The sequence below is a fragment of the Pseudomonas hefeiensis genome, assembly GCF_030687835.1.
In the GTDB taxonomy this organism is placed as follows: domain Bacteria; phylum Pseudomonadota; class Gammaproteobacteria; order Pseudomonadales; family Pseudomonadaceae; genus Aquipseudomonas; species Aquipseudomonas hefeiensis.
Genome location: NZ_CP117449.1, coordinates 4987606 through 5005795 on the forward strand (window position 1 = coordinate 4987606; position 18190 = coordinate 5005795).

General features: G+C 61.5%; 15 protein-coding genes. 13 read left to right on the plus strand and 2 right to left on the minus strand.

Features of this window, described 5'->3' with window-relative positions:
- The first annotated feature begins 60 nt into the window (after nt 1-60).
- From PSH57_RS22400 to PSH57_RS22420, 5 genes are all read left to right on the plus strand, one after another.
- Nucleotides 61-966: a FecR family protein gene (locus PSH57_RS22400; RefSeq protein WP_422766109.1), complete on the plus strand. Its 906-nt coding sequence runs from the start codon at nt 61-63 to the stop codon at nt 964-966.
- 118 nt (nt 967-1084) lie between these two features.
- Nucleotides 1085-3679 carry a TonB-dependent receptor gene (locus PSH57_RS22405; protein WP_305385621.1) on the plus strand — a complete coding sequence of 865 codons (2595 nt, stop codon included), beginning with the start codon at nt 1085-1087 and terminating at the stop codon, nt 3677-3679.
- A 183-nt stretch (nt 3680-3862) separates the two neighbouring features.
- Complete coding sequence (locus PSH57_RS22410) at nt 3863-4453, plus strand: biliverdin-producing heme oxygenase (protein WP_305385624.1); 591 nt, start codon at nt 3863-3865, stop codon at nt 4451-4453.
- Nucleotides 4454-4725: 272 nt separating this feature from the next.
- A complete protein-coding gene (locus tag PSH57_RS22415) occupies nt 4726-5151 on the plus strand; it encodes a YbaN family protein (protein ID WP_305385626.1) in 426 nt (141 codons plus the stop codon).
- Nucleotides 5152-5185: 34 nt separating this feature from the next.
- Nucleotides 5186-6532: a CoA transferase gene (locus PSH57_RS22420; protein ID WP_305385628.1), complete on the plus strand. Its 1347-nt coding sequence runs from the start codon at nt 5186-5188 to the stop codon at nt 6530-6532.
- Nucleotides 6533-6726: 194 nt separating this feature from the next.
- On the opposite strand, the gene arcD (PSH57_RS22425) is transcribed toward PSH57_RS22420, so the two are convergent.
- Complete coding sequence (arcD, locus tag PSH57_RS22425; RefSeq protein WP_305385629.1) at nt 6727-8154, minus strand: arginine-ornithine antiporter; 1428 nt, start codon at nt 8152-8154, stop codon at nt 6727-6729.
- A gap of 399 nt (nt 8155-8553) precedes the next feature.
- Between arcD (PSH57_RS22425) and arcD (PSH57_RS22430) the strand changes: the two genes are divergently transcribed.
- From arcD (PSH57_RS22430) to PSH57_RS22455, 6 genes are all read left to right on the plus strand, one after another.
- A complete protein-coding gene (arcD, locus tag PSH57_RS22430) occupies nt 8554-9981 on the plus strand; it encodes an arginine-ornithine antiporter (RefSeq protein ID WP_305385630.1) in 1428 nt (475 codons plus the stop codon).
- Between the two features lie 33 nt (nt 9982-10014).
- Nucleotides 10015-11271, plus strand: a complete 1257-nt coding sequence (gene arcA / locus PSH57_RS22435; RefSeq protein WP_305385632.1) for an arginine deiminase — start codon at nt 10015-10017, stop codon at nt 11269-11271.
- A 69-nt stretch (nt 11272-11340) separates the two neighbouring features.
- Nucleotides 11341-12351, plus strand: coding sequence for an ornithine carbamoyltransferase (locus PSH57_RS22440; RefSeq protein ID WP_305385634.1), 1011 nt, complete (start codon nt 11341-11343; stop codon nt 12349-12351).
- A gap of 166 nt (nt 12352-12517) precedes the next feature.
- Nucleotides 12518-13447, plus strand: a complete 930-nt coding sequence (arcC, locus tag PSH57_RS22445) for a carbamate kinase (RefSeq protein WP_305385637.1) — start codon at nt 12518-12520, stop codon at nt 13445-13447.
- Between the two features lie 64 nt (nt 13448-13511).
- Nucleotides 13512-13871 carry a DUF5064 family protein gene (locus PSH57_RS22450; RefSeq protein ID WP_305385638.1) on the plus strand — a complete coding sequence of 120 codons (360 nt, stop codon included), beginning with the start codon at nt 13512-13514 and terminating at the stop codon, nt 13869-13871.
- Between the two features lie 279 nt (nt 13872-14150).
- The gene (locus PSH57_RS22455; protein WP_256232061.1) at nt 14151-14327 is read left to right on the plus strand and encodes a hypothetical protein; all 177 of its coding nucleotides are present in this window, start codon (nt 14151-14153) and stop codon (nt 14325-14327) included.
- A 7-nt stretch (nt 14328-14334) separates the two neighbouring features.
- Here the strand turns inward: PSH57_RS22455 and PSH57_RS22460 are convergent, their stop codons facing one another.
- The gene (locus PSH57_RS22460; protein ID WP_305385639.1) at nt 14335-15228 is read right to left on the minus strand and encodes a helix-turn-helix domain-containing protein; all 894 of its coding nucleotides are present in this window, start codon (nt 15226-15228) and stop codon (nt 14335-14337) included.
- Between the two features lie 163 nt (nt 15229-15391).
- Here PSH57_RS22460 and pobA point away from each other — a divergent pair, with 163 nt between their 5' ends.
- Nucleotides 15392-16582 (plus strand): 4-hydroxybenzoate 3-monooxygenase, encoded by a 1191-nt coding sequence (gene pobA, locus PSH57_RS22465; RefSeq protein WP_305385641.1) that lies wholly within the window; start codon nt 15392-15394, stop codon nt 16580-16582.
- A gap of 48 nt (nt 16583-16630) precedes the next feature.
- Nucleotides 16631-18166, plus strand: coding sequence for an MDR family MFS transporter (locus PSH57_RS22470; RefSeq protein ID WP_422766053.1), 1536 nt, complete (start codon nt 16631-16633; stop codon nt 18164-18166).
- Nucleotides 18167-18190 lie beyond the last annotated feature (24 nt).

Sequence of the window (18190 nt, forward strand, 5' to 3'; positions counted from 1 at the left end):
ACCGTGACAGACAAACAACGTGCCCCTGAGCACGCTGCGGCGCAGGACACCGCCCATGCCATGGAACAGGCGCTGGACTGGCTGATTCTGCTGGACCACCCCAGCGAGGAGCAGACCCGGCAGTTCGAGGCCTGGCTGGCGGCCGATCCGCGCCATGGTCAGGCATTCAAGCGGGCCCAGGCGATCTGGAACGGCCCGCAAGTGATGCAAAGCGCCCGGCAACTCAAAGCCCGTCCCCAAACCAGCGCACTGTCACGCTTGCGCGCCCATTGGAAACCCTTGGCCACCGCTGCAGTGCTGTTTCTGGGCCTGTTCAACTTCAGCGACCTGCCCCTGCGTCTGCAGGCCGATCACCTGACCGTGGTCGGTGAACGCCAGCGCCTGCAACTGGAGGACGGCTCCAAGGTCCTGCTCAACACCGATTCGGCCTTCTCCAGCAGTTTCAACGAACAACAGCACATGGCCCGATTGTACAAAGGTGAGGCGTTTTTCGAAGTCCCGGACACTCGCCACCTGCCTCTGCAAATCGACGCCGGGCCGGTCATCGCCAGCGTCAGCAACACCACCTTCGCGGTGCGCTACCTTGATGGCGTGACGCAGGTACAGGTGCAGCGCGGTGATGTGGATTTGCGGGCCACGCGCTATGACGCCCACGTCAGGTTGTCGGCCGGGGAAAGCATCCGCATCGGCCCCAACGGCTTCGACCGCCCTGCCCGGATGGATGCCAGTACCGATCTGGCGTGGGTCCAGGGGCGACTGGTGTTCGAGAATCAACCGCTGAACCAGGTACTGGCCGAGCTACGACGCTACTACCCCGGCTGGATCATCAACAACAACGCACAGTTGGCCCAGGTCGCAGTGACTGGCAATTACCGCCTCGACCAGCCGCTGGACGTGGTCCGCTCTTTGGCCCACATCACCTCTGCCCGTCTCCAGGAATTCCCGGCGCTGGTGATCCTGAACTAAATGAGAATTATTTTTACTCGATAGGCCTCGCTGGTTCGTCTCGTTATAGCCAATGCAATTGATTCGCATCTAGCGAGATCATCTGCACCTATAACAGATGCGACACGGAGCGCTATCGATGTCCTCTCGTCTTACCCGCCGGTCCCTTGCCCCTGCCTGCACGCTGTCGTTGCTGACCGCCGCCATCCTGATGGCCGGCACCGCGCCGGCCGCCCTGGCCGCCACCGCCGTGCAGCCACCTGCGCGCAATATCGGTGATTACACCTTTGCCATTGCCCAGCAACCGCTGGTCTCGGCGCTGAATGCGTTCACCGCCGTCACAGGCTGGCAGGTCGGCTTGCCCGCAGAACTGGCCGAAGGCGTTGCGTCGCCGGGCGTCAACGGCTCGCTGCCAGCGGAAACAGCCCTGGAGCGCCTGTTGGTGGGGACCAACCTGAGCTACCGCAAGCTGGGCAACACCAGCATTGTTCTGCAAAAACACAGCACCAGCAGCGTCCTGAACCTGCAACAGGTGACTATCAGCGCCACACGCCAGGAACAGGAGATCGCCAGCGTTCCCAGCACTGTCTCCGTCCACGACCGGCGGGAACTGGACCGCAACAACGTCAACACCCTCAAGGATCTGGTGCGCTATGAACCCGGTGTTTCGGTGGGAGGTGCGGGCCAGCGCGGCGGCATCAGCGGCTACAACATTCGCGGAATCGACGGCAACCGGGTCCTGACGCAGGTCGACGGGGTGGAAATTCCCGATGGCTTCTTCAACGGCCCGTACGCCAAGACCCAGCGCAATTACGTGGACCCGGAAATCGTCAAGCGCGTGGAGATCCTCCGCGGCCCGGCCTCGGTGCTGTACGGCAGCAATGCCATCGGCGGTGCCGTCAGCTACTTCACCCTCGACCCGGACGACATCATCAAGCCTGGCAAGGACGTCGGCGCCCGCCTGAAGACCGGCTACAGCTCCGCCGACGAAAGCTGGCTCAAGTCCGCCACCGTCGCCGGCCGCAGCGGGCCGTTCGACGGCCTGTTGCATTACAGCCAGCGCGACGGCCATGAAACCGAGTCCTACGGCAATAACAACGGCACCGGCCTGGACCGCACCGCGGCCAACCCGGAAGACGTGCGCACCCACAATGTGCTGGCCAAGCTCGGCTGGAACTACAACGATGACTCGCGCCTGGGCCTGGTCTACGAGAAGTACAAGGATGACCGAGACACCGATCTGAAAAGCGCCTATGGCGGCCCCTACTCCAACGGCCAGCCGGCGATTCCTGACTTTGTGCTGCCCGGCGGCATGTATCAGTGGCGCACCGGTAACGACACCATCAGCCGCGAGCGCTTCGGCCTGGAGCATAGTTTCGCCCTCGACAGCCTGCTGGCCGACAACGTGAAGTGGAGCCTGAACCACCAGATCGCCAAGACCGACCAGAGCACCGCCGAGTTTTACTTCCCCATCACCCGCCAGGTGCTACGTACCCGAGAGACCCTCTACGAAGAAAAACAGTGGGTTTTCGACGCCCAGTTGGACAAGGCCTTCAGCCTCGCCGACACCGATCACGCGCTGACCTACGGCACCACGATCAAGCAACAGAAAGTCACCGGTTCGCGCAGCGGCAACGGCGTCTGCCTGGCCGTCGGCGTGGGTTGCTCCGCCGTCGGTGCCACCAGCACCCGGGACGTACTGGAAAAAGCCAGTGACTTCCCGGACCCGACCATCAACACCTACAGCTTGTTCGCCCAGGACCAGATCAGTTGGAACCGGTGGACTTTCACGCCGGCCCTGCGTTACGACTACACGCGGCTCAAGCCGCACCTGACCGAGGCATTCCTCAACACCGTGGACCCCACCAGCGGCGGTGAAGTCAGCGACACGAACAAGACCTGGCATCGCGTCTCGCCCAAATTCGGCCTGACCTACGCCCTGACCGACCAGTACACCTGGTACGGCCAGTACGCCGAAGGCTTCCGCACGCCAACCGCCAAGGCCCTGTATGGTCGTTTTGACAATCCCGGCGCCGGCTACAGCGTAGAACCCAACCCCGATCTGGAACCGGAAAAAAGCAAAAGCTATGAGACTGGCCTGCGGGGCCGTTTCGATTCCGGTTCATTCGACGTGGCAGTGTTCTACAACAAGTACCGCGATTTCATCAACGAGGACGCCATCACCCCCGGCGCCGACCAGTTGACCTTCCAGAGCAACAACATCAAGCACGCCACCATCAAGGGGGCCGAGGTCAAGGGACGCCTGAACCTGGATCTGTTCGGCGCACCACAAGGCCTGTACACCCAAGGTTCGGTGGCCTATGCCTACGGTCGCAATAACGACACCGGCGAGCCGATCAACAGCGTCAACCCGCTGACCGGCGTGTTCGGCCTGGGTTACGAGCAGGACCGGTTCGGCACGTTGCTCAACTGGACCCTGGTCAGGAAAAAAGACCGTGTCGACGACAGCAACTTCAACTCGCCCGATGGCGTCAGCAGCCAGTTCAAGACCCCGGGCTTCGGCATCCTCGACCTGACCGGTTTCTACAAGGTGACCCACGACATCACCGTCAGCGGTGGTCTCTACAACCTCACCGACAAGAAGTACTGGCTGTGGGATGACGTGCGCGGCTACGACAGCGTTGGCGAAGCCGCGGTACTGAGCCCCGCCAACCTCGACCGGCTGACCCAGCCTGGGCGTAACTTCGCGGTCAATCTGATCTGGGATATCTGATCCAGCGTTCAGGCAAAACAAACTACCTGTGGTGAGGAGCGTCATGTGGGAGCAAGGCTTGCCCGCGATGAAGGTGATGCGGTCTTTGAAGAAATCGAGGCGCCTGCTTCGCGAGCAAGCTTTGCTCCCACAGCCCAGCGCAGATCCCCGTCGCCACAATGTTTTCATAACAAGGAATTTTTCATGACCACACAACGCCCCGTTTCACGCGCCCAACGCCTGAACCAGATCACCCACGAGCCCCACAGCAAGCTCGACGCGCTGGTCAAGGCTCATGCCCCGTTCGAAACCCCGGCCAGCTTCGCCCGTTTCGTCGTCGCCCAGTACCTGTTCCAGTCGGAGCTGGTGGCGCTGTACAACGACGCAGAACTCTCCGCACTGATTCCCGACCTGCCGGCCCGTTGCCGGGCAGAAGCAGCCAAGGCGGATCTGGCAGACCTGGACACCGCAGTGCCTGCACCGGTGGCCGGCGCGGTAAAAAATCCGACCCAGGCCGAAGCCCTGGGCTGGTTGTTTGTCTCCGAAGGCTCCAAGCTCGGTGCTGCATTTTTGATCAAGCGTGCCGTGGGCCTGGGGCTGAGCGAAACCTTCGGCGCCCGGCATTTGGCAGAACCTGCTGGCGGGCGCGCCGAAGGCTGGAAAACCTTCACCCGCACCCTCGACGGCCTGGCCTTCACCGAACAGCAGGAAGCCGAAGCGGACAAAGGCGCGCTGGATGCCTTCAATCGGTTTACGGTGTTGCTAGGGCACGCCTATGAAGCTGAACTGGCCTGACAATTCACCACTATTCCCTGTGGGATCGGGCTTGCTCGCGAAGGCGGAGTGTCAGTTAGCGAATATGTTGGCTGACACACTGCCTTCGCGAGCAGCTTTGCTCCCACACTCAATCTCCAGTGAACACAAAATTCAATGTCCGACACAGAACCACTGTGGGAGCGGGCTTGCTCGCGAAGAGGCCAGCACATTCAACATCCTCGTCGACAGCAATACCGCCATCGCGAGCAAGCCCGCTCCCACAGGGAAATGTGCATGACTGAAAAACGCTGATGAACCGCCCCTCGAAAATCACCCAACTGCTCTTCGCCCTGCTCGCCTACACAAGCCTGGCCATCGGCCTGATCGCCATCGTCGTGCCCGGCCTGCCGACCACCGAGTTCATCCTCCTGGCCGCCTGGGCCGCGACCCGCAGTTCGCCACGCCTGAGCACCTGGCTGGAGAACCATCGACTGTTCGGGCCGATGCTGCACAACTGGCGCAACGGCAAGGTCATCCCGCGCAGGGCCAAGGTCGGTGCCACCGCCAGCATGCTGTTCTGCGCCGGTTTGATGCTGCTGATGCTCGACCACGGCTGGCCAATTTACCTGGCGCTCGCGGGCATGGGCCTGGGCAACCTGTGGATCTGGTCGCGACCGGAACAGGTGTCGTGCGCTTGCTCCCGCTGGAACACGCAACGGCCCCCAACGGATTTTTGATCTATGATCGCCCTCTCGTACTGGAGGGCTTTCGATGTCAGATCTGCTCACGTCCATGCAAGCCGCGCTGGGTTTGCCCACGACCCCGATCACGTTTACCGGCGACGGTGGCCTGCCCTCGGCGTTCGCGGTCACGGAGCTGGCTTGCGCCAGCGTCGCCGCGGCCGGCCAAGCCGCCGCCGAGCTGATCCATCAGCAAACCGGCCGCCTGCCGCCTGTCGAGGTCGACCGACGGCTGGCCTCGTTCTGGTTCTCCACTTCCCTGCGCCCCCTCGGCTGGAGCGTACCGCCGATGTGGGATGCGGTGGCTGGCGACTACGCTACCGCCGACGGTTGGATTCGCCTGCACACCAACGCGCCGCATCATCGTCTGGCGGCGCAAACAGTCCTCGGCACCTGCAACGACCGCGCCGACATGGCGGCCAAAGTGGCCCTCTGGAACAAAGCCGAACTGGAACACGCGGTGGTCCAAGCCGGTGGTTGCGCCGCCGAAATGCGTTCGTGGCAGGCGTGGCAGATTCATCCCCAAGGCAGGGCGGTGAATGCCGAGCCGCTGGTTCATCTGGAGGCAACCGCCGGTCAACAGCCCAAGCCCTGGCTCGGCACCGTGGCCCAGCCATTGGCCGGCCTCAAGGTGCTGGACCTGACCCGCGTGCTGGCAGGCCCCATCGCCAGCCGTTTCCTCGCGGGCCTGGGAGCCGACGTCCTGCGCATCGACCCGCCGGGCTGGAGCGAACCCGGCGTGGTGCCGGAAGTCACTCTCGGCAAACGCTGCGCCCGCCTCGACCTGCATCAGCCGGACGACCGCGTCGCATTCGAGGCATTGCTCATGGACGCCGATATTCTCCTGCACGGCTACCGCGCTGATGCGCTGGAACGCTTGGGTTACGGAGCCGAACAACGCCAGCGAATAGCGCCTGGCCTGATCGATGTCAGCCTCAACGCCTACGGCTGGAGCGGTCCATGGCAGAACCGCCGCGGCTTCGACAGCCTGGTGCAGATGAGCAGCGGCATCGCCGAGGCCGGCATGGGCTGGAAACAGACAGATAAGCCGACCCCGCTGCCGGTGCAGGCCCTGGACCACGGCACCGGATACCTGATGGCCGCCAGCGCGATTGTGTTGTTGTCCCGTCGATTGGCGAGCGGCCAGGGCGGCTCGGCACGTTTGTCACTGGCGCGCACAGCGAAACTGCTGATCGAGCATGGCGCGGGGGACCCGACCCTATTGCGGGCCGAGGCCGAGGATGATCAGGGACTGGTGGTCGAACAGACGCCGTGGGGACCGGCCCATCGACTGCAGGTGCCCTTGAAAATCACCGGGACGCCGCTGCAATGGACCTTGCCGGCGGCGGAATTGGGCGCGCATCGGGCACGGTGGTGACGACCCATGCCTGTGTGTCGACGACAGTTCATTGTGGCGAGGGGATTTATCCCCGCTGGGGCGCGAAGCGGCCCTGAAACCTGGCGCCTCGGTGTGCCAGGCAAATCACCAAGCTTTTTTGCGGGGGGGCGCTTCGCACCCCAGCGGGGATAAATCCCCTCGCCACAGGAATCGCCTCAACATCGCGATAAGCCTCACAACGCCAAAAACCCACTGTACAACCCATACGCCGCCACCCCCGCCCCGGCCATCACACACGCAAAGACCCCCTTCTCGACGTGAGTGAACAAGGGCTGTCCCTGTTCTCGCTTGGCCTGGGCAAACAAAATCACCCCTGGCGCATACAGCAGCGCCGACAACAGCAGGTATTTCACCCCGCCGGCGTACAACAGCCACACCGCGTAGCACAGCGCGACGCCACCGATGCACAGGTCTTTCATGCGCCGGGCCGAGGCCTGCTCGTAGGTTTCCCCGCGGGCGCACAGCAGCACCGCATAGGCCGCCGACCACAGGTACGGCACCAGGATCATCGAGGATGAGAGGTAGATCAGGCTGGTATAGGTACCGGCGGAAAACAGCGTGATCAGTAAAAACAGCTGGATCATCCCATTGGTCAGCCACAGCGCGTTGACCGGCACATGGTTGGCGTTCTCCCTGGTCAGGAACGCCGGCATGGTCTTGTCCCGGGCGGTGGCGTAGAGGATTTCCGCGCACAGCAGTGCCCAGGACAGTAATGCACCCAGCAGCGACACAGCCAACCCCAGGCTGATCAGCAACGCGCCCCAAGGTCCGACTACGTGCTCCAGCACCCCGGCCAAGGACGGATTCTGCAACCGCGCCAGTTCCGGCTGGCTCATGATGCCCAACGACAACACGTTCACCAGCACCAGCAGCGCCAGCACCCCGAGAAAACCGATGACCGTCGCCCGGCCTACGTCCGCACGCTTGTGCGCCCGCGCCGAATACACGCTGGCCCCTTCGATGCCGATGAACACGAACACCGTCACCAGCATCATGTTGCGCACCTGATTCATCACGCTGCCCAGGTCCGGGTTCATCGCCCCCCAGATATCCCGGGAAAACACCTCGGCCCTGAACGCCACGGCGGCGATGACAACGAACATCACCAGCGGTACCACCTTGGCGATGGTGGTCACCAGGTTGATGAACGCGGCTTCTCTGATGCCCCGCAGCACCAAAAAATGCACCGCCCACAGCAGCAACGACGCGCAAGCGATGGCCACCGGCGTGTTGCCCTGGCCGAACACCGGAAAGAAATACCCCAAAGTGCTGAACAACAGGACGAAGTAGCCGACATTGCCCAGCCAGGCGCTGATCCAGTAGCCCCAGGCCGATGAAAAGCCCATGTAGTCGCCGAACCCGGCCTTGGCGTAGGCGTACACCCCCGAGTCCAGTTCCGGCTTGCGGTTGGCCAGGGTCTGGAATACGAAGGCCAGGGTCAACATGCCCACCGCGGTGATCCCCCAACCGATCAGCACCGCACCGACATCGGCCCGAGCCGCCATGTTTTGCGGCAGGGAAAAGATCCCGCCGCCAATCATCGAGCCCACCACCAGTGCGATCAATGCACCGAGTCGGAGCTTTTGCATCGGCTGCGCCATATTTTTCTCGCTACTAATTAATTAGATAAAGCGTCATAACGTTTTTAAATAACGACATCCATTTAAAGTCTGTAAGTTTATTAACGCAGTCAACAGCCGAAAATAACAATGAAAAAGACCAAAATGGCAGATTCATTCTGTCATGAAAGCAACCTACAAATAGTTGCCAACTCGTAAAAACCAACTAACGTGAATATTCCGATGCCGCGACAGGACTGCTTGCCCACCCTGGAAAACCTCTCTAAGCCGGACATCACAGCCCCACCTTGATCTTCCCACCAGGGACATTAAGTCTTTCATTAACAATGGAATGTTGTCATGCACTGATCCAGATCAGCTATTCAATTTTCAAATCGACTTAGTCTGTTGACTCTCTTCTCCTGCACTGGAGTCTCGCAAATGTCTGATACCCCCGGAAAACTTCGATTGGGTGCGCTGGTTGCACTGGTGGTCGGTTCAATGATCGGCGGGGGAATTTTTTCCTTGCCACAAAACATGGCGGCCAGTGCCGATGTCGGCGCCGTACTGATCGGCTGGGCGATTACCGCCGTCGGCATGCTGACCCTGGCCTTCGTGTTCCAGACCCTGGCCAACCGTAAACCCGATCTGGACGGCGGTGTATATGCCTATGCCAAGGCCGGTTTTGGCGACTACATGGGCTTCTCGTCGGCCTGGGGTTACTGGATCAGCGCCTGGCTGGGCAACGTCGGTTACTTCGTGTTGCTGTTCAGCACCTTGGGCTACTTCTTCCCGATTTTTGGCGAGGGCAACACCGTAGCCGCAGTGATTGGCGCCTCGGTATTGTTGTGGGCGGTGCATTGGCTGGTGCTGCGCGGCATCAGAGAAGCCGCGTTCATCAACCTGGTAACCACCGTCGCCAAGGTCGTGCCGCTGGTGCTGTTCGTGCTGATTGCAGTGTTCGCCTTCAAGCTCGATATCTTCACCGCCGACATCTGGGGCCTGAAGAACCCAGACTTGGGCAGCGTGATGGATCAGGTACGCAACATGATGCTGGTCACCGTGTGGGTGTTCATCGGCATCGAGGGCGCGAGTATTTTTTCCGCCCGCGCCGAAAAACGCACCGACGTGGGCAAGGCCACCGTCATCGGCTTCATCACCGTGCTGCTGTTTCTGGTGCTGGTGAACGTGCTGTCGCTGGGGATCATGACTCAGCCTGAACTGGCAAAACTGCAAAACCCGTCCATGGCTGCGGTGCTGGAGCATGTCGTCGGCCATTGGGGCGCGGTGCTGATCAGCGTCGGCCTGATCATCTCGCTGCTCGGCGCCCTGCTGTCCTGGGTGCTGCTGTGCGCCGAGATCATGTTCGCCGCCGCCAAGGACCACACCATGCCGGCGTTCCTGCGTAAAGAAAACGCCAACCACGTCCCGGCCAACGCCCTGTGGCTGACCAACGCGATGGTCCAGGTGTTTTTGGTCATCACCCTGTTTTCGGCCAGCACCTACTTGTCGCTGATCTACCTCGCCACCTCGATGATCCTGGTGCCGTACCTGTGGTCAGCCGCCTATGCGCTGCTGCTGGCGGTGCGCGGCGAGACCTACGAGAACGCGCTGGCCGACCGCCGCAAGGACCTGACGGTTGCGGCGATCGCCCTGATCTACGCGGTGTGGCTGCTGTATGCCGGCGGGATCAAATACCTGCTGCTTTCCGCCCTGCTCTACGCCCCCGGCGCGATCCTGTTCGCCAAGGCCAAGCGCGAAGTGGGCAAACCGGTTTTCACCTCTGTCGAGAAGCTGATTTTCGCCGCAGTGATCGCAGGCGCCGTGGTGGCTGCCTACGGGCTCTACGACGGCTTCCTGACTCTGTAACCGACTGATTGTTTTATCTGGAGGATCTTTGTAATGACCACGGAAAAAGTGAAGTACGGCGTCCATTCCGAAGCCGGCAAACTGCGCAAAGTCATGGTGTGCTCCCCAGGCCTGGCCCATCAGCGGCTGACCCCTAACAACTGTGACGAGCTGCTGTTCGACGATGTGATCTGGGTCAACCAGGCCAAGCGCGACCACTTCGACTTCGTCACCAAGATGCGCGAGCGTGACGTCGATGTGCTGGAGATGCACAACCTTCTGACCGACATCGTCGCCATCCCCGAGGCGTTGGACTGGATTCTTGAGCGCAAGATCACCCCCAACTCGGTGGGCCTGGGCCTGGTGCATGAAGTCGATTCGTGGCTGCGCAGCCTGGAGCCGCGCCACATCGCCGAATTCCTGATCGGCGGTGTTTCCGCCGATGATTTGCCGGACAGTTTCGGTGGCAAGACCATCCAGATGTTCCGCGACTTCCTCGGCCACTCCAGCTTCATCCTGCCGCCATTGCCCAACACTCAATTCACCCGCGACACCACCTGCTGGATCTACGGCGGCGTGACGCTCAACCCGATGTACTGGCCGGCGCGCCGCCAGGAAACCCTGCTGGCCAGCGCCATTTACAAGTTCCACCCGGAGTTCACCCAGGCTGACTTCCAGATCTGGTACGGCGACCCGGACCAGGAGCATGGCAACGCCACCCTCGAAGGCGGCGACGTGATGCCCATCGGCAACGGCGTGGTGCTGATCGGCATGGGCGAACGCTCGTCCCGCCAGGCCATCGGCCAACTGGCGCTGAACCTGTTCAAGAACAAGGCCGTGGAGCAAGTGATCGTCGCCGGCCTGCCGAAGTCCCGCGCAGCCATGCACCTGGACACCGTGTTCAGTTTCTGCGACCGCGACCTGGTCACGGTATTCCCCGAAGTGGTGAGCCAGATCGTCGCTTTCTCCCTGCGCCCCGACGAGAGCAAACCCGGCGGTATCGACGTGCGCCGCGAGGAAGGCAGTTTCCTCGATACTGTGGCCGCCGCCCTCAAGTTGCCGACGCTGCGCGTGGTGGAAACCGGCGGCAACAGCTTTGCCGCCGAACGCGAGCAATGGGACGACGGTAATAACGTGGTGGCCCTGGAACCGGGCGTGGTGATCGGCTACGACCGCAACACCTACACCAACACCCTGCTGCGCAAGGCCGGCGTGGAAGTCATCACCATCAGCGCCAGCGAGCTGGGCCGAGGCCGTGGCGGCGGTCATTGCATGACCTGCCCAATCATTCGCGACCCGATCGACTACTGACCTTTGAGCCTGGGTTGCTGTTTATCCAACACAACCCAGGGGATAACCGAACCCAAGGAGATCCACATCATGGCTTTCAACATGCGCAACCGCAGCCTGCTGAGTTTGATGCACCACACCAACCGCGAGCTGCATTATCTGCTGGACCTGTCCAGGGACCTCAAGCGTGCCAAATACACCGGCACCGAGCAGCCACACCTCAAGGGCAAAAACATCGCGCTGATCTTCGAGAAAACCTCGACCCGCACCCGCTGCGCCTTCGAAGTCGCAGCCCATGACCAGGGCGCCCACGTCACCTACATCGACCCTGTCTCTTCGCAGATCGGTCACAAAGAGAGCATGAAAGACACCGCCCGGGTGCTGGGACGGATGTTCGATGCCATCGAGTATCGCGGCTTCGAGCAGGAGATCGTCGAGGAGCTGGCCAAGTTCGCTGGCGTGCCGGTGTTCAACGGCCTGACCGCTGAATTCCACCCCACCCAGATGATCGCTGACACCCTGACCATGCGCGAACACAGCGATAAACCGCTGCACGACATCAGCTACGCCTATCTGGGCGATGCCCGCTACAACATGGGCAATTCGCTGCTGATGATCGGCGCCAAACTGGGCATGGACGTACGCATCGGTGCGCCAAGAGCCCTGTGGCCGCACCAGGATTTCATCGACCAGTGCCAGGCCTTCGCCGCCGAAAGCGGCGCACGCATTACCATCACCGAAGACCCGCAGGAAGCCGTCAAGGGCGTGGACTTCATCCACACCGACATCTGGGTGTCGATGGGCGAGCCGGTGGAGGCATGGGACGAGCGCATCGAGCAACTGCTGCCGTATCAGGTCAACGCAAAAATGATGAAAGCCTCGGGCAACCCCCGGGTGAAATTCATGCACTGCCTGCCGGCTTTCCATAACAGTGAGACCAAGGTCGGCAAAGACATCGCCGCCCGTTATCCGAACCTGGCCAATGGCGTGGAAGTGACCGAAGAGGTCTTCGAATCGCCGGCCAACATCGCCTTCGAGCAAGCGGAAAATCGCATGCATACCATCAAGGCGATCCTCGTGTCGGCGCTGGCGGATATCTAAAGACCCACCCGGCCCCATGTTGGAATGCGATCCAGTGTGGGAGCGGGCTTGCTCGCGAAAGCGGTGTATCAGTCTAAATAAATGTTGCCTGTAACACCGCCTTCGCGAGCAAGCCCGCTCCCACAGGGGACTGCGTTGTTCGTTCCATTTTTGAAAGGACAGCATTATGCGCATCGTCGTAGCCCTGGGCGGAAACGCCCTCCTGCGTCGGGGTGAACCCCTGACCGCCGACAACCAACGCAGCAACATCCGCACGGCGACCGAACAGATCGCGAAAATCCACCCTGGCAACCAACTGGTCATCGCCCACGGCAACGGCCCCCAGGTCGGTCTGCTGTCGCTGCAGGCCGCGGCCTACACCTCGGTCACGCCGTATCCGCTGGACGTGCTCGGCGCCGAGACCGAGGGCATGATCGGCTACATCATCGAACAGGAACTGGGCAACCTGCTGGACTTCGAAGTGCCGTTCGCAACGCTGTTGACCCAGGTCGAAGTGGACGCCAACGACCCGGGGTTCCAGAACCCCACCAAGCCCATTGGCCCGGTCTACACAAAGGCTGAGGCGGAAAAACTCGCGGCCGAAAAAGGCTGGGCGATTGCCCCGGACGGTGACAAGTTCCGCCGCGTGGTCGCAAGCCCCAGGCCCAAGCGCATCTTCGAAATCCGCCCGATCAAGTGGCTGCTGGAAAAGGGCAGCATCGTGATCTGCGCCGGCGGTGGCGGTATCCCGACGATGTACGACGCCGACGGCAAGCTGCAGGGTGTCGAAGCTGTGATCGACAAAGACTTGTGCTCGGCGCTGCTGGCTGAACAACTGGAAAGCGATCTGCTGGTGATCGCCACCGACGTCAACGCCGCGTTCGTCGATTTCGGCAAGCCAACCCAGCAAGCCATTGCCCAGGCCCACCCCGATGAAATGGATAAGCTGGGGTTTGCCGCCGGTTCCATGGGGCCGAAAGTCCTGGCCGCCTGCGAGTTTGCCCGCAACACTGGCAAGGTCGCGGTGATCGGCTCACTCTCGGACATCGAAGCCATCGTCCAAGGCAGCGCCGGTACCCGTATCAGTACGGCCCAACCTGGCATCGCTTATCGGTAACAGGAAACTTGCAGGGCGGACTCACGGTCTGCCCTACACCCACGCCTTCGAAGGAGAGTCGTTTATGGCCATGTTCGAACCCGGTCACCTGCACATGGAACGCCACGCGCTGAGCAAGGATGATTTCAGCTACAACCTGTGTATCGACTATCAGGTTGAGCAAGATCCCAAGGAAGGTCAGGGCATGTCATTCCGGTTGCACGGCACGGTCGAGGACAAAACCGTGGACGAGACTTTTTTCCTGGCCAAGGACCAGGCCTTCGACTTCGCCCGCCATGCCACGCGCATCGCTCAGACATACGGCATGCCCAAGAGCGCCAGCATTGGCTCGATGCACAAGTATTACGACGAGATGTTCGAAGACGTACGCAAACAACTGGACGTCAAGCCAGGGGATCCGATGAAGCCCGAACACCTGGAATAATCGCCCGAAAGCCCCTACTCCCTGTTTGTGGGAGCAGATGTGTGGGAGCAGACCTGTGGGAGCAAGGCTTGCCCGCGATGGCATCGCCTCGGTCTATCAGTTACACCGAGGTGTTTGCATCGCGGGCAAGCCTTGCTCCCACAAATCGGCTCCCACCAACAGGGCGTTATCAGCGTTCTGAATATCGGGTTACACACAAAGCCTGGCTGACTGGCAACCCGCTACGGCTGACCTATGCTGAAAGTAGTACCCCCGGGTATTCGTTCAGAGGTCACCGCCATGAACATCAAAACAAGAAGACGCCTCGCCATTTTTGTCACCTGCACCGCCACGCTTGCGCTGTATGGCACGGCGGCCTATCGGGTCGAACAGGCCAGGCAGTTGCCGCGTGAATACGCCAGTTGCAACTTCGAACGCTGCATCCCTCACACTGCGACCCTGAACGCCCTGCGCTGAGGCGTGCTCAGTCGTCCGGCTGATCGGTCTTGAGCCGGTCACGGAAAGCCTTGGGGGAAATGCCAACCCGCCGGCGAAACAACCGGGTGAAATTGGTCGGGTCGGAAAAGCCGAGGATTTCGGAAATCTCGTAAATCGTCATGCCCGTGTAGGTCAGCAGCCGCTTGGCCTCCAGCAGTTGACGCTCATGCATGATCTGCAGGGCCGGCTGCCCCGCCAGCTCCCGGCAAGTGCCGTTGAGGTGCGACACCGAGATGCCCAAGCGATGGGCCAGGTCTTCGACCTTGACATGCTGGCGATAGGTTTCTTCCACCAACTGAATGAACCCGTTGAGGTACTCGCGCGCGCGTTGTGGGCGCTGGGCCTGCGTGCGCCGCTGCATCACCTGACGACTGACCCAGACCATGATCACGCTGACCAAGGCATGCATCAGCATTTCCCGGGCCGGTTGATGCCCACTGTATTCAGCCTGCAAGGCGCTGAACAGGCTATTGAGGTATTCGGCATCTTCCAGGGCCGGGTAGCTTTCGGCCTGGGCCAGCACGTTGACCGAATGGCCCAACTGCGATTGCAGGTGCGTCACCAACGGTGCCGCCAGGGTCACCACGTAACCCTGCACATCCTCGGAAAAACGGAAGCCATGCACCGACAACGGCGGCAGGATCTGCACTGCCGGCTCGTCGAGCCGTGTGCGCTGGCCTTCGATTTCCAGCTCCGCCTGGCCCTTGAAGACAAACAACAACTGACAGAGATCGGCATGCCGATGGGGTTTGATCTCCCATTGGTGCTCTCGGCTGCGCTTGGAAATGGTTTCACAGTGCAGCAGGTCCGGCGTCGGCCAATCCAGGCTCTCGCCGTAGAGCTTGAATACCGGGATTGAAGGCAGGTCTGTTTTTTTCATCACGAGGATCGGCCTGGGTTGCGGGCGATAATCGCACCGATTGGTAGAAAGTACAGGTATCGGCTCAGTTTTCCCCTTCAATTGACAGGTCCGCAAGCGAAAAATGCAAGCACCCCAAACAACACCGGCCCTGGTCGCGTGCTTCGTGCGAGTCATAACAACAATGAAAACCCTCAAGACCCAAGTTGCCATTATCGGTGCCGGCCCCTCTGGGCTGCTGCTCGGCCAGTTGCTGCACAACGCTGGAATTGACACAGTGATCCTCGAACGCCAGACCCCGGACTATGTGCTCAGCCGCATCCGCGCCGGTGTGCTGGAGCAAGGCATGGCCCAACTGCTGCGCCAGGCCGGCGTCGGCCAGCGCATGGACGCCGAGGGACTGCCCCATGACGGCTTTGAGCTGGCGCTCAACGGTCGTCGGGTGCACATCGATCTAAAGGGGCTGACCGGCGGTAAAAACGTCATGATCTATGGCCAGACCGAAGTCACCCGCGACTTGATGGCCGCCCGTGAAGCCGCCGGCGCCCGCACGCTTTATCAGGTCGGCAACGCCCAGCCCCATGACATGCAGACTGACAGCCCCTTCGTGACCTTCGAGCACCAAGGGCAAACCTGGCGCCTGGACTGCGATTACATTGCCGGTTGCGACGGTTTCCATGGTGTGGCGCGCCAGTCGATCCCTGCGGAAAAACTCAAGGTCTTCGAGCGGGTCTACCCGTTTGGCTGGCTCGGCATCCTGGCCGACACTCCGCCGGTTCACGAGGAGCTGGTCTACGCCCGTCACGACCGTGGTTTTGCCCTGTGCAGCATGCGCTCCAAGACTCGCACCCGTTATTACCTGCAAGTGCCCGCCGAGGAGCAAGTGGCCGATTGGCCGGACGAGCGCTTCTGGTCGGAACTGAAAAACCGCCTGCCAGCCGACCTGGCGCAAGCCCTGGTGACCGGTCCCTCCATCGAGAAAAGCATCGCGCCGCTGCGCAGCTTCGTGGTCGAGCCGATGCAATATGGACGGATGTTCCTGGTGGGTGACGCAGCCCACATCGTCCCGCCCACCGGCGCCAAGGGACTGAACCTGGCCGCCAGTGATGTGAGCACGCTGTTCAACATTCTGCTCAAGGTCTATCGCGACGGCCGTACGGACTTGCTGGAAAAATACTCCGCCATTTGCCTGCGACGGGTGTGGAAAGCCGAGCGCTTCTCCTGGTGGATGACTTCCATGCTGCACCGCTTCGACGACGACGCCTTCAACCAGCGCATCAGCGAAGCGGAGCTGGAATATTTCGTCGACTCCGAGGCCGGTCGAAAAACCATCGCGGAAAACTACGTCGGACTTCCTTATGAGGCTATCGAATAGCCGGCTATCGACTTAAACTGCGGGCAGTCCCTTCGCCACCCAGGCGTGATGCCCGCAGGTTCTGCCTTGACTCAAGCCCATACCCCCCAAGCCCCACAGCCCGCCATCCGTAGTGTGCTAGTAGCCCTGATGCTGGCGATTTTTCTCGGTGCACTGGACCAAACCATCGTTGCCGTCTCGATGCCGGCCATTTCCGCCCAATTTGGCGATGTCAGCCTGCTGGCTTGGGTGATTTCCGGCTACATGGTCGCCATGACCGTGGCGGTGCCGATCTACGGCAAGCTCGGAGATCTCTATGGACGGCGGCCGTTGATGCTGTTCGGCATGGGGCTGTTCACCCTGGCCTCGCTGTTCTGTGGTCTGGCGCAAAACATGGAACAACTGGTGCTGGCGCGCATTTTCCAGGGCATCGGCGCCGGCGGGATGATTTCCGTGAGCCAGGCCATCATCGGCGACATCGTGCCGCCGCGCGAACGCGGCCGCTACCAGGGGTATTTCAGCAGCATGTACGCGGTGGCCAGCGTGGCCGGGCCGGTGTTGGGCGGCTACATGACCGAGTACCTGTCCTGGCGCTGGGTATTCCTGATCAACCTGCCCCTGGGCCTGGGTGCCTGGCTGATTGCCCGGCGCACCCTGGTCGGGTTGCCGGTGCCGCACCGTAAGCCGATCATCGATTACCTGGGTACCGTGCTGCTGATCATCGGCCTGACCGCGCTGCTGCTGGGGATTACCGAGGTTGGCCAGGGCCACGCCTGGCACAGCCGCGACGTCCTGGGGCTGCTGAGTTGTGCCGTGATGGCGTTGGGAGTGTTCGTCTGGCAGGAGCGCCGGGCCCGGGAACCGTTGTTGCCGATGCACCTGTTCCTCAACCGCAGCGCGGTGTTGTGTTGGTGCACGGTGTTTTTCACCAGTTTTCAGGCCATTTCCCTGACGGTGCTGGTGCCGTTGCGCTATCAGAGCGTGACCGGTGCTGGCGCTGACAGCGCAGCGTTGCACCTGTTGCCATTGGCGATGGGGTTGCCGATGGGTGCGTATTTCGCCGGACGCCGTACCTCGATCACTGGCCACTACCAACCGATGATCCTCAGCGGCGCCCTGCTCTTTCCGTTCGCCATCCTCGGCATGGCCTTCACCCCGCCCGGCGCGTTCTGGCTCAGCAGCCTGTTCATGCTGCTCAGCGGCATCGCCTCCGGCATGCAGTTCCCGACTTCGCTGGTGGGGTCGCAAAATTCGGTGCAACAGCACGACATCGGGGTCGCCACCAGCACCACCAACCTGTTCCGCTCCCTCGGTGGCGCCGTGGGCGTGGCGCTGATGTCGGCGTTGCTGCTGGCCTTGCTGCAGGATTCAGGCTTTGCCCAACTCGCCGGTTCGTCGCCGATGGGTGAAGGACATTCCGGCAATGTGTTGCTGGATGGATTGAACGCTGCACCCGGCGAAGCACAGCACGCCTTGCGTCAGGAGTTGCAGACAACGTTCCGGCATTTGCTGCTGATCAGCGCAGCGGTGTCGTTGTTGGGGCTGGCGGCGGCAGTGGCGATGCCCAATCACGTGTTGCGTGGGCGGGATGACAAGGTTCGGTAGGCAGAATGCACGAAATACCTGCCA